Genomic DNA, 12,153 nt, shown 5'->3' with positions numbered 1-12,153 from the left:
CCCGTCGTCTATAAAACCTTCGGATTCCGCCTGTATGAGCACCAGCAGAAAAAAGTTATCGCAAATCCCTGGTCCTCAGTCCCATGAGCGTACCCGTCGCGATCACTCCAGCGAGAAGGCTGAGGACTATGTCGAAGCAGTAGACGACATTTTGTCCCACAAAGACGAATGCCGCGTCGTTGATCTCGCGGCCTTCTTCGGCGTTAGCCATGTGACGGTCACGCGAATTGTGTCGCGATTGGTCGGGGAGGACCTACTGCAGACGGAGCCTTATCGTCCCATCAGGCTGACAGCGAAGGGAAAACGACTGGCGGTGGAGTCTCGAAAAAGGCATCAGATTGTCCAAGACTTTCTCTTGGCGATCGGCGTCGATGCGGCCACAGCTGCGCACGACGCCGAGGGAATCGAGCACCACGTCAGCCCAAAGACGCTTGCCAAACTGGCGAAGCTAACCAAAGAGTTAAATGCCTGACTGACCTGCGTCGATGTCATCCGTCCGGGCATATCGTGGCTGACTCCCGGATGATTGATTTTGGAGGATCCAAGCTCCCGGTGAACACGGCGAATCCCACGGTGATCCTCGCAGGATCGTTTACTTTCGATGGCGAGATTTTCGCGGAATTCGATGACGTGCTTCGGCGACGGTTAACTGTCCCCAATTCAGGGCTTGATCTTGCTCGTATTGTTTTCCCAGTTGGATAGCGAGTTTAGCTTTCGCCAATTCGAAGCCAAGATAAAACGCGTGCGAGACATCCACATTATCGGATTGGGGTAACGTCAATAGTTCACTCATCATCGCAAAGGGCTCATTGCCACGGAGATGGACCCCCGCACTGATGATGTGGATTTCGCCATCCTGGGCAAGAATGCGATAGTTGTTGTCGCGAATTTCGGAGGCGAGCGCGTCGATGGCCTCGTCTGCATACGGACGCAATTTGGCGTCCCGCAACATGACGAGTTGGTCGGATAGGTTTTTCGGAGGCGTCCCCTCGTTGATACTGTGGTGTACAAGACGTCGAGCGATATCACATTCCTGGATCGATGTTCTTGCCCAATTGATCACTTGCGTGGTTAGGACACTCCTGATTTGCCATTCCTCGCAGAGGGCGAGCAACAGCAGATTGACACCCGCCGAATCAACATCCGTCAGCTCAGTGAGGTTTCCAATACCCATCATCATCTGATGATCAGGATAGCGCTGGCGGGTGTGAGCATAGCGCATCAGGGACTGCCCGAACCCAGAGCCAATCGGTTCGAGAATCGGATCGAGCCGAACGGGGACTTGGTGCTTTTCCAGGAAATCGATGGTGGCGTCGAGCGTGGACAGGTCATCGAGAATATCGGGAATCGCGACGACTTCGCAGCCCCAATCCGCGGCGGCCCGGCGGTTGGACGAGTTGACCGAGAGTACCAATGACGCCCCTGCGGAGATCGCAGTGCGAGTTTCCTGCTCATCGAACGTGTCGATGCTGACGCGGTGGCCGGCGTCGATCAGTGCCGCTACATAATCACCGATTCTCGAACACGGTCGTCCCGGGTCGCAGCCGACATCAATTCGATCGGCTCCGTGACGACGAAATTCTGCAGCCATGCGAACGACTTCATTCACACTCAGACGTGGCGCATGATTGATTTCAGCGATGATTTCGATGGAGTATTCCGACAGATCTACCGATCGCGTTTTCCCGCCGAGCCAAGCGTCGATATCGCGGCAATCCTTCGGCCCACACACAATTCGGTCGGGGCTGAGTCCGGCGATTTCCGCCAATCGCATTCGCCAACTCCTCTCCGGTGAGGCAGCGTCCATCGGATCATCGAGGACCGCTTCGCAGAATCCCGGCAAAACCACATGGGTGGCACCTGTTGGCACTTTCAGATGCCGCGTCAGCCATTTCGGGGTGATCAACGCCGCCACCGTAATCGGCGTGACCTGAACGCTGTGATGAAATCCATGCCGTTGTGCAGCTCCTGCAGCGGAACTGCGCAGCGCGAACTCAGCAAGTCGCCCTGTGACGAAATGCAAATGCGAATCAGCAGCGAGGGGGACCGGGGAATTCAGGGTTCAGGTTCAGGGTTTAGGGGGGCGGACGCAACCGAGCCTGCCGCCTAAGATACCCGCTAACCACTCACGTGATTAGCACGCTCCCGATCTCTCCCTTTCCCACTCCCCCCCAGCTCCCCATGCTTGCTTCGGTTGGTAACTACTTGTGCGGCGATTCGCAGCCGCTGCTGCTGATCGCGGGTCCGTGCGTCCTGCAGACTCGCGAAATCGCTCTGGAAATCGGCGAGACGCTCGCCCGCTTGAACGAGCGCGCAGACGTCAATGTGGTTTTCAAGGCCTCCTTTGACAAAGCAAATCGAACGAGTCTGTCAGCGAAGCGAGGTCCTGGTATGGAAGCCGGCCTGCGGTTGCTCGAGGCAGTTGGTGCTGACAGTGGCCTGCCCGTAACGACCGATATTCATTTGCCCGACCAAGCCGCGGCCGCGGCAGAGGTCTGTGAGCTGCTGCAAATCCCAGCATTCCTGGCTCGTCAGACTGATTTACTGGTCGCCGCTGCGAAGACGGGCCGCTGCGTGAATGTGAAAAAAGGCCAATTCATGGCTCCGTCTGACATGCGATACGTCGTCGATAAACTACGCGGAAGTGGTGCCTCCTCAGAATCGAGAGGCGGCACCGATGAGGACTCCAACGCAGGACGAATTTTGGTATGTGAGCGGGGCACGTTTTTTGGCTATGGGCGGCTGGTCAATGACATGCAGTCGATTCCGATCATGCGTTCACTCGGCGTGCCTGTGGTATTTGACGCAACTCACAGTGTGCAGCAGCCAGGCGGATTGGGGGGCGCGACGGGTGGAAATCGGGAAATGGTTGAACCATTGGCCCGCGCCGCCGTAGCGATTGGGTGTGATGCGCTATTTTTTGAGACCCATCCGCAGCCGGAGACTTCACCGAGCGACGGTCCGAACATGATTCCGCTGGACCAGTTTACCGGACTGGTCGATCGCTTGCTGCGACTGCGGGAGACCGTCGTCGAACTTTGATTGACATCATTTTTCGTGGGCACACTCGTCGGAGAATGATCCGTCCTTCGGCAGCGCGGCCGCGTCCCAAGTGTTTCTGCCATAACCACCGTGATGCGACGGTAGCTACTTTCCCCCAATAAAGCGGTTTGGAACCTCCTCCCTCCCGCTCCCCTCGACCTTGCTAAGCGTGCCGATGCGATCGACTGTTCCCTCCCCGTGCATGATGTTCGTGGCATGTTGTGTCGCTGGTTGCCTGACCGGCTGCCATGACGATTCGAAGGAAATGCAGCGTGTATTGGCCAAGCGTCAAGTTGCCGTACAGGAGCAGTCGCAGCAAGATCATCTGGGTGAAACCGTCTCGCTGTTAAACCAATATGTTGAGCTGAACGAGGATCGAGCTCGCCAACAGATTGCTTATCACCTCAACCAATGGATGAGAGCGAATTCAAGCGAAGGTGCGGACACCGACGGCGCAGCGAATGCCGTCCCATCGATCGCCAGCACGCTCGATGGGTTGATGGATCCCGAGTTGCTCGCTGACGCCATTTCACGATCGGAGTTTACCGTTGATGACGTTCCCCTGTTGCGAGATGCCAATCTGTACCGGCATGTTGTTTCGTGGATCGACACGCCGCTCCGCGACGATCCCATCAACATTCAGTGGTTAGCAGATTTACGCGCTGCGGCGAGTCAGGGTGAGCAAGCATCGGTCGATAACGATGCTCCCCCGCGAGGCGGCACCAATCTTCCCGAGCTGACGACTGGAGAGATCGACCAACTCCAAACGGCGATGAGACTGTTCGACTGGACCACCCGCAACGTCGCTCTTGAGCCAGTCCAGATGCCAGTGCCTCCGCAGGTCCCCGTACCTGCCATGCCGCCTGGAATGCCTTTTGAAGGCCCCGGTTTTCGCCAAACTGACTATCAAACTCTATGGCGAGGACGAGGCGATTGGCTGCAACGTTGCGGCGTGTTCACCCAGTTGTGCCTCCAAGCAGGGATTCCAACGGCCGTGCTCGCGACACAATCTGACGAGACGGGTGCGCGAAATCCTTGGTCGGTCGGTGTCCTCATCGGCGAGCATATTTTCTTGTTCGAGCCGAGTCTTGGCCTGCCGATCCCAGGTCCCGATCAAGTGGGTGTGGCAACGTTAGCGCAGGCACGAAAGGATCCGTCGGTGATGCGAAGGTTGAACGTTGCTGGATACTTCGACTATCCACTCTCAAGAGCAGATATTGCCCAGAATGTGGCGTTGCTAAACCTGCGGCCGGAAACGTTGTCGGTGCGAATGCAGAAGTTGGAGGCAGGATTGACGGGCGATCGCCGTATGGCGGTATGGGTTGATGCAGATGCCTGGGCGGAACGTTTTGATGCGGTGCCCGGAATTGCCGACGTGCGAATTTGGGAGATTCCCGTGCTGGCAGAAATATACGCTCGCGGGATGGCGATGATGGCTGATCGAGACCCCGCCTTCGCATTCTGGTATCGATCTCGCTTTGCGGTGCTGGAGTCAACTGCCGCTCAAGACAATAATCTTGCCATTGGCCGTTGGCGGCACCTGACCGGCCAGTTCATCGACGACGAGATTGCAGGCACCGAGGGAGCGAGAACTCACTACCTCGAGCAGCGTGCACCCGAGTATGAAATCGATGACTTGCGGATCAATGTCAAGCTGCAGAATGATTATGGTCTCCGCCGCGAATTAGGGATGGACCCTGCTGAGTACGATGCTCGCTTGCAGCAGATGCAAACGTTCATGCGGTTGGGCAAACGCACGGCGACCTACTGGCTCGCACTGCTGCAATATGATGACGGTCGCTTCGAGACTGCCCACAACTGGTTTACAAAACGTGTGCTTGATGATCAGCAGCAATCCTACTGGCGTGATGCTGCGGTCTATAATGCCGCCCGCGCCAGCGAAGCGGCCGGTGACATTACCGACGCTATCACGACGCTGAAGACCGATCAGAGTGTATCGAATTACGGTAACCGTCTGCGTGCAAGGCTGCTAGACAAGCTGGAATCGTCCGCAGATGAGCCGACCGAGAGTGCGTCGGCGGACGGCGCGTCGAGCCAGTAGAGCTGACGTGTATGCCCCTCCGGCGACGTGACCCTCCGGCGACGTGACCCTCGGGTGACGCTCGCCCGGAACGTTTGCCGCGGGTCCGGGTATCGCGGATGCTCGGGCCGTTCCCGCCGCGGTAGAGCGTCCCGCCCGCGTCTGTCAAACATGCAGTATTTTTTTCTCTCCCGCTCGACCCTCACTTGATTCACAAATGTCACTCCGACTGTTTGATACCCACGCGCACCTGAACTCTGAGGCATTCATCGACGTCGTTGACGACGTGATTGAGCGAGCGCGTCAAAATGGCGTGCAAGGCATCGCGGTTATCGGAATCGATGCATCGACCAGTCGCCGCGCCTGCGAACTCGCCGCCATGCATCCTGGATACTTACACGCCGTCGTCGGCATCCAACCCAATTCAGCTGGTGAAGCGGCACCGGATGACTTCGCCAGCATCGAAAAAATGATCACCAATCCTGGAGTCGTGGGAATTGGTGAAACCGGCTTGGACTGCTATTGGGATGACACACCCATTGCGATGCAGCATGAGTACTTTCAACGGCACTTGGACTTGGCCGTGCGTGCCAATCTGCCGGTCGTGATTCACATGCGTGAGAGCGCGAGCCTGATTATCGGACAACTTCGCGAACAGCTTCAGTTACCGGCGGCGGTCATGCACTCATTCACGGGCAATATGGACGAAGTCCGGCAGTGCCTCGATCTCGGGTTAATGATTAGTTTCGCCGGGATGGTGACATTCAAGAAGAGCACCGATCTACGTGAAGTCGCTGCATTCGTCCCCGAAGACCGGCTATTGGTTGAGACGGATGCTCCCTATCTATCGCCTGAGCCGCTGCGAGGGCGCCGGCCCAACGAGCCTGCTCGCGTCGAACACACCCTGAGATGTTTGGCTGATGCGAGGGGGGTAACCGCTGAACACTTAGCGGAAGTGACGAGTGACAACGCAATGCGGTTCTTCCAGTTGTAGTTATTCGTGTGGCCGTCGACTCGCCCTATTCCCCCCCCTGATTCGAGTTGCCTCAACTGGGATTGCTGTTCTTGACAGCGTAGGGAGATAGTCACGCGGTCAAAAAGCACTCGCCATTGCCCAGGTACCTCGATGCAGCAAGCCCAGCAAATTCTCCGACAGTATTTCGGCTACGACACGTTTCGTCCGCGCCAGGCCGAAATCATCGCCCACGTAACATCCGGGAATCACGCGATGGTGGTGATGCCTACTGGAGGTGGTAAGTCACTGTGCTTTCAGATTCCCGCACTGATGGCGACTCCTGGGAATGGTGAGTTAACGCTGGTCCTGTCGCCGCTGGTGGCGCTGATGCAGGACCAAGTCGATTCCCTGAGGGCTCGCGGCATTGATGCCACATTAATTAACTCGTCTTTGGATCGTCAGACGCGGCTGCAGCGTCAGCGGGAGTTAGCAGATGGAAAATATCGATTGCTCTATGTGACTCCGGAACGATTTCGCAAGCAGGAGTTTCTCGATGTGATCGGTGCTCGCAACGTGCGATTGCTGGCGATTGACGAGGCACACTGTGTCAGCCAGTGGGGCCACGATTTCCGTCCTGACTACAGTCGGATCGCAGAGATTCGCGAACGCCTCGGCAATCCCACCACCATAGCTTTGACAGCCACGGCAACGGCAGAGTGCCGAGAAGATATCTATCGACAGATGGGCATTGATGCCGCGGACATTCAGTTATTTCACGAAGGCATTGATCGCCCAAATTTGTCTATGGAGGTGGAATCAATCGTGGATGAAGACGAGAAGTTCGACGCATTGATCTCAGCGCTGCGAGATCCAGCGATGTGGGGGAATCATCACGACCGGCCCGGAGGTACAATTGTCTATTTTTCGCTGATCAAAACGCTCCAGCGGTTCAGTGATCGGTTGCGAGAGTTGGCGGTCGATCATGTGAATTATCACGGTGACTTATCGCGAAGGGAACGCCGCGCGATGCAGGACTCGTTCATGAGTAGTGAGGTCGACACGGTACTGGCAACGCCCGCCTTTGGGATGGGCGTCGATAAGGAAGATATCCGGTTGATCGTGCATGCCGAAACGCCAGGTTCCATTGAGTCGTACTACCAAGAGGTCGGTCGCGCCGGACGTGATGGCCACCCCAGTCGTTGTCTGTGGCTGTACGATCAAGCCGATCTGATGACCCAGATGCAGTTCATCGCGTGGGCCAATCCCGATGCTGGATTCTACGATCGACTTCTGCACGCTCTCACTGAGGACACCGAACGCTGCCGAGCCTACGGGCTCGATTGGCTCAATCTAAAGCTCCAGCGTGTCAGCCCCCACGATCACCGCTTGGAGACGGCCATGGCGATGCTCGACCGCCACCAAGTCGTCGCTGGCCCCCGACCACCCCAGTGCTTTGACCTCGTTGGTGAGCCGTCACCGGCGATCTTCGGCCACGACGCCCTCGAGTCAAAAACACGTCGAGACCAACAGCGACTTTACGCCATGGTGGAATTCGCCAAGACCCCCGGCGATCAACGGCAAGCATTCTTAAACGAGTACTTCATGGGCTAAGCGTCTAACAGGCAATTGAGTCCGTTGCTTTCGCTGTCCGAATGCACGCACACTCACTCACAGTGAGCGTGAGGAACGAGCTGGACGGTCTCGCTGGCGCGATCGGGAGGGTGCCCGGCCACCGTAAGAAACTTGCGTGGACCGTTCTGCCAGCGCTGTATTGTTGTGGTATCCTGCGACAAATTCCCCACTCCACTCGAAGGAAAACCATGCACCCTATGCTGTCTGAGTTCATTGGTACCGCGTTGTTGGTCCTGTTTGGCAACGGCGTCGTTGCCAACGTCTGTCTGAAGAAAACGAAAGGTAGTGACAGCGGCTGGATCGTGATCGCTGCGGGGTGGGGAATCGCGGTTTACATTGGCGCATTTTGTTCGGACGCTTTCAGCGGAGCTCATCTGAATCCGGCGGTCAGCATCGCCATGCTTGTCGGCGGAAAGCTCAGCCCGAATGATACGATCATTTACATCATTGGGCAGTTTGGCGGCGCGATGCTCGGCGCTGTCTTGGTGTATTTGTTTTATCGCGATCACTTTCACGCCACCGACGACGGCGACGCCAAACTGGGATGTTTCTGCACTGCATCGGCAATCCGGGATAACAAGCAAGCTTTTTTCTGTGAAGCCGTCGGCACCTTCGCACTCATCTTTCCCATCTTTCTGATGGTCACTCCAAGTCTGATATCCGAGCACGCTCCGATTGACCCGGCCCCTGTCTTGGGACTCGGTTCCCTCGGGCTTCTACCAGTCGGCTTGCTGGTATTTGGCATCGGACTGTCTCTTGGCGGCACAACGGGATACGCCATTAACCCAGCTCGAGACCTGGGGCCACGCATCGTTCACGCCTTGATCCCGATGAGGAGCAAACGCGACAGCGATTGGAGCTACTCCTGGGTACCCGTCGCAGGTCCCGTGGTGGGTGCGGTTTGCGCTGCGGTCCTCTACCGAATGATCGGCTAAATCAGCATGCTCATGCGAGCGTTCAAAGTCGCGGCCCGTTTCGCGACTTCCAGGTTTTCTCGTTAACAGCGTGGTCGAGACATGCTCGCTACTTCACTTCAGTTTTTTCTAGGTCAAGGAAGACAATGCTCGACGGGTTGCCCACGGGAACGTACTGCCCAGTAAAGTCCAAGTGCCCGGTTTGGCGATTGACGTTGAAAACAGTGACGTTATCAGCTCGCTGATTGCATACGTACAGGAACTGACCGCTAGGATCAAAATTGAAACTGCGAGGATAGTCGCCCCGGGTCCATTCATTGCCTATCTGAGTCAGCTCGCCAGTTGGTCCAACTGCAAATATGCCCACGCTGTCATGCAGCCGGTTCCCTGCGTAGACAAATTTGCCATCATGCGAAACCAGAATTTCAGAACAGAAGTTGCTGCCTGTAAACGACGGTGGCAGCGAAGAAACAGTCTGTCGTGCACGCAGTCGACCGGCGGTCGCGTCGTAATCGAACAGGACGATTGTTGACCCCTCTTCCTGGATCGAATACAGCCAGCGTCCATTGGGGTGAAAATTAAAATGTCGAGGTCCATCGCCCGGGGGCAACTGAACACTCGGAGGTTGGTTGGGTGTTAAGGTGCCGGAAGCCTCGTCAAACTTCCATACGAAGATCGTATCGAGTCCTAAATCAACATGTAGCACGAACCGTCCTGATGAATCGGCTTGGATCATGTGTGCATGCGTGCGATCATGGCCGCTAATGGCAAAACTGCCCGGCGGTGCATGAGTCGCCTTTGTCGGGCCAATTGTCCCGATATCGTGTTGAACATCCGTGGCTTGCCCCAAGCGGCCGTCCGCTAAAATGGGAAGCACCGCGATCGATCCGCTGAAGTAGTTGGCCACGAACAAAAACTTACCCGATGGATGGATACTGACATACGTTGGCCCGTCTCCTTCCGAGTCAACCGTGTTGAGCAGGGTGAGTTGTCCATCATCTCGATTAATAGAAAAAGAGCTGATGGAACCATGCTTGGTATCGCCAAAGCGGTCCGTCTCGTTGCTGCTGTAGAGCCGATCTCCAGTTGCATTGATCACCAAACAGTCCGGACTTGACCCGATGTCAACTGTGCCCACCGGACGCATTGTACCGGTACCGCGATCGACGTCGAAAAGGTGGATTCCACGTCCATTGCCCGGTGGCAAGTCAACTTGAGTTGGCAGGACGTCCCCGAGCGGTGAACTGAATGTGCCGACATAGGCCATCAGCGGGCGCGTCGCGGCAGACCGGTTTTGATCGGATTGCCCATGAACCGTGCTGGTACAGACCGTCGCCACCAATGCGCAGAGAGATGGCAGTCGATGGGCCAGCCGGCGGGCACACTCGGGCAGTTCTTTTTGAAAACGCATTAATCGTCGTTCACAGCAGGAGGATTTTCGGCCACAGCTTCAACGCCCCGTCACTCGGAGACCGCGGCAAGACGTGATAATGTCTAACCATATCCGCCCGACACCTGTGACAGAACGGGCCACGCTAGCGAGTCACGCCCAATTTTAGCAGAGGGTTTTCACCCCATCAGAAAACTTTGCTGGAAGCGTGCTGCTGTGATACACTAGCGGATTCATGATCCCCCGTACTGAGAGACTAGGAGCGGTCAGTTATCAATAAGCTCAATCTCTTCTTACTGACGGCATTGGTCATTAGTCTTAGTTTCTCCTTTCTTTGGACGCGGCGAATCGAGACTCTCGTCACAGAGGATGCGGCGATTCGCGCAAGCATGCCAGCGCTCGACCCGCGCCGTGAAGCTGCTTCACTGGGTAGTCAATTATCAGCAGCGAAGAGCCGTCTGCAAAAGGAATTCTCTACCGCCGCTCAGCTCGCGCCTATACAGATGACAGAGTCGGCTTCAGATAGTGATCACAATGCCAATGACAAGCTTCCACGATTGTCTACCGAGGAGAAGCAGGCGAGGGTGAGCGACATCTTAGCCGGCTATATCACCCTCGACGCGGTCGATGAATTGCATATGTATCTCTATCCAAGCGTGGATTCGTTGCCCAGAAATGTCAGCATCGCTGATTCTGCTCTCGTCGCATGGCTGGAAGTCCGCAGCCAATGGACCATCCCATTGGGAGACGATGAGATCCACCAGATTTCGCGTCGGATCGGACTACCTCAGGAGTTTGTTCAACATTTCGACCCTCAAGTACCTGCTCACGTGCATACGATTCGGCAGGCGATGGACACCGGGCACATCGATCCAGAGGTCGCGTTGGCATTCTACGAGCGACAACGCCAATCATTGAAAACGCAATCGCAAACACAGGGATTTGACTTCGGCTCTGTCGATTTCGGACGCGCTCATCTTCCGACCTATCAAGGCATCGTTCACTTTGTGAAACAAAACTCGAACTGGCTCGATGACGCCTCCCGGGAGTTGGTGTACCAGCAGTGGGCAAGGCCACGAGGCCTAATGCCGAAGATGGACTCACAAGCGATTAGCCTAGTCAGCATTCTGAATACACCGACGTTGTGGGGTGACGCGGTTAGATTTGCTGCACGGCCAACCACTTCGGTGGAGATGCTCCAAATGCTGCATGCGGCTGCGATTTGGCATTTTAGTCGGAACGACATGAATTCGCTGCCAGTCGTTCGACGCCTGCAACTGAACGATAGGATAGCGTCGAGCGAGTTCGTACTTGATATCGATGCGTCTGATTCAGCTGCGCGGAACAACGATAGAGAACAGTTACTCAACCCGGTCAGCTCCCCTGGTTTACCAAGTAGCCAGGAATTGGTGACAAGATGGATCGCTACACTGACGCTGATGTCGTCTGCCGAGCGGTCCAATTTTTATCGACATCTGCTGCGAGTTCCACCTCCTGAGCCGGAGACCGAGGACTCTCAACAGGACGCCAGCCGACGTGCGGCGGTGCTCGCCCTGACCGCTAGCGGCCTTGCCGAAGATCCCGTTACCCATTCGCTCGCGGTGGTATTGTTCTGCCGATGGGCAACGCCGCAACAGGAGTCTGCTCTACTTCATCATGCTCGCATCTACGATCGCGAGGGATCAACAGTCGTCGATCCCGACGCCACGGGTGAGGCAATCACAAGACTCTGTCTACTGCGCTCGCTGTCGCTGGGCGACGCCGCCAAGTTTTGGTTGCATCAGGCCGCTTGGCCGCGAGGATGCTGGGATGCCTGGATCGGCGGTGGTGAATACGCCGAACGAGCATTCTGCGAAGCGATGATGCGAACGGACTTCGTCAAAATGCCAGCTGGTTTCGATGAGGTATTGAGGCTGCTGGGCGATATCGGAGGCACAGCCACGCTCACCGTACTGGATGGTGTGGAACTGAGCTTGGACCCGACAACGCATTCCAATATGAGCCAGCTAATCGATAGCGCTCAGAACAAAATCGCCAACAGAATCAGCGGGGCAGGTGGCAAATGATGAACAGCCAGCGCCCTGCACGGATCGCGCGAGCTCCTTCTCGATCGGCGCGTCGAGTCGTCAACCGAGTCCTTAGCTTCCTATTGACAGCCGCGATCGGCCTCGTCTTCCTC

At 56.3% G+C, this 12,153-nt stretch carries 9 protein-coding genes; 7 read left to right on the top strand and 2 right to left on the bottom strand.

Annotated features, from left to right (window positions below; translation table 11 throughout):
- Nucleotides 1-34 precede the first annotated feature (34 nt).
- Nucleotides 35-472, top strand: a complete 438-nt coding sequence (gene mntR, locus Poly21_RS04510) for a manganese-binding transcriptional regulator MntR (RefSeq protein ID WP_302117555.1) — start codon at nucleotides 35-37, stop codon at nucleotides 470-472.
- Nucleotides 473-592: 120 nt separating this feature from the next.
- Here mntR and Poly21_RS04505 read toward each other — a convergent pair whose 3' ends face one another.
- On the bottom strand, nucleotides 593-2,023 hold the full coding sequence (locus Poly21_RS04505; RefSeq protein ID WP_302117554.1) for a DUF6513 domain-containing protein: 1,431 nt from the start codon (nucleotides 2,021-2,023) through the stop codon (nucleotides 593-595).
- Between the two features lie 158 nt (nucleotides 2,024-2,181).
- On the opposite strand from Poly21_RS04505, the gene kdsA reads away from it, so the two are divergent.
- From kdsA to Poly21_RS04480, 5 genes are all read left to right on the top strand, one after another.
- The gene (gene kdsA, locus Poly21_RS04500) at nucleotides 2,182-3,042 is read left to right on the top strand and encodes a 3-deoxy-8-phosphooctulonate synthase (protein ID WP_146405766.1); all 861 of its coding nucleotides are present in this window, start codon (nucleotides 2,182-2,184) and stop codon (nucleotides 3,040-3,042) included.
- Between the two features lie 175 nt (nucleotides 3,043-3,217).
- A complete protein-coding gene (locus tag Poly21_RS04495; protein WP_302117551.1) occupies nucleotides 3,218-5,104 on the top strand; it encodes a tetratricopeptide repeat protein in 1,887 nt (628 codons plus the stop codon).
- A gap of 196 nt (nucleotides 5,105-5,300) precedes the next feature.
- Entirely contained in the window at nucleotides 5,301-6,077 is a 777-nt protein-coding gene (locus Poly21_RS04490; RefSeq protein ID WP_146405765.1) for a TatD family hydrolase, read from the top strand.
- 132 nt (nucleotides 6,078-6,209) lie between these two features.
- Complete coding sequence (locus tag Poly21_RS04485; RefSeq protein WP_146405764.1) at nucleotides 6,210-7,649, top strand: RecQ family ATP-dependent DNA helicase; 1,440 nt, start codon at nucleotides 6,210-6,212, stop codon at nucleotides 7,647-7,649.
- Nucleotides 7,650-7,858: 209 nt separating this feature from the next.
- Nucleotides 7,859-8,605, top strand: coding sequence for an MIP/aquaporin family protein (locus Poly21_RS04480; RefSeq protein ID WP_146405763.1), 747 nt, complete (start codon nucleotides 7,859-7,861; stop codon nucleotides 8,603-8,605).
- A gap of 88 nt (nucleotides 8,606-8,693) precedes the next feature.
- On the opposite strand, the gene Poly21_RS04475 is transcribed toward Poly21_RS04480, so the two are convergent.
- Nucleotides 8,694-9,995 carry a lactonase family protein gene (locus Poly21_RS04475; protein ID WP_146405762.1) on the bottom strand — a complete coding sequence of 434 codons (1,302 nt, stop codon included), beginning with the start codon at nucleotides 9,993-9,995 and terminating at the stop codon, nucleotides 8,694-8,696.
- 482 nt (nucleotides 9,996-10,477) lie between these two features.
- On the opposite strand from Poly21_RS04475, the gene Poly21_RS04470 reads away from it, so the two are divergent.
- Nucleotides 10,478-12,040 (top strand): hypothetical protein, encoded by a 1,563-nt coding sequence (locus tag Poly21_RS04470; RefSeq protein ID WP_302117546.1) that lies wholly within the window; start codon nucleotides 10,478-10,480, stop codon nucleotides 12,038-12,040.
- Nucleotides 12,041-12,153: the final 113 nt, after the last annotated feature.

It is taken from the genome of Allorhodopirellula heiligendammensis (assembly GCF_007860105.1).
In the GTDB taxonomy this organism is placed as follows: Bacteria; Planctomycetota; Planctomycetia; order Pirellulales; family Pirellulaceae; genus Rhodopirellula; species Rhodopirellula heiligendammensis.
Note: the sequence above shows the minus strand (reverse complement) of the source record. Positions and strands in the feature narration are given on the sequence as shown.

Bases quoted from the DNA above. Each gene is read 5' to 3' on its own strand.
- mntR (WP_302117555.1), top strand. From the start codon at position 35: ATGAGCACCAGCAGAAAAAAGTTATCGCAAATCCCTGGTCCTCAGTCC.
- kdsA (WP_146405766.1), top strand. From the start codon at position 2,182: ATGCTTGCTTCGGTTGGTAACTACTTGTGCGGCGATTCGCAGCCGCTG.
- Poly21_RS04495 (WP_302117551.1), top strand. From the start codon at position 3,218: ATGCGATCGACTGTTCCCTCCCCGTGCATGATGTTCGTGGCATGTTGT.
- Poly21_RS04490 (WP_146405765.1), top strand. From the start codon at position 5,301: ATGTCACTCCGACTGTTTGATACCCACGCGCACCTGAACTCTGAGGCA.
- Poly21_RS04485 (WP_146405764.1), top strand. From the start codon at position 6,210: ATGCAGCAAGCCCAGCAAATTCTCCGACAGTATTTCGGCTACGACACG.
- Poly21_RS04480 (WP_146405763.1), top strand. From the start codon at position 7,859: ATGCACCCTATGCTGTCTGAGTTCATTGGTACCGCGTTGTTGGTCCTG.
- Poly21_RS04475 (WP_146405762.1), bottom strand. From the start codon at position 9,995: ATGCGTTTTCAAAAAGAACTGCCCGAGTGTGCCCGCCGGCTGGCCCAT.
- Poly21_RS04470 (WP_302117546.1), top strand. From the start codon at position 10,478: ATGACAGAGTCGGCTTCAGATAGTGATCACAATGCCAATGACAAGCTT.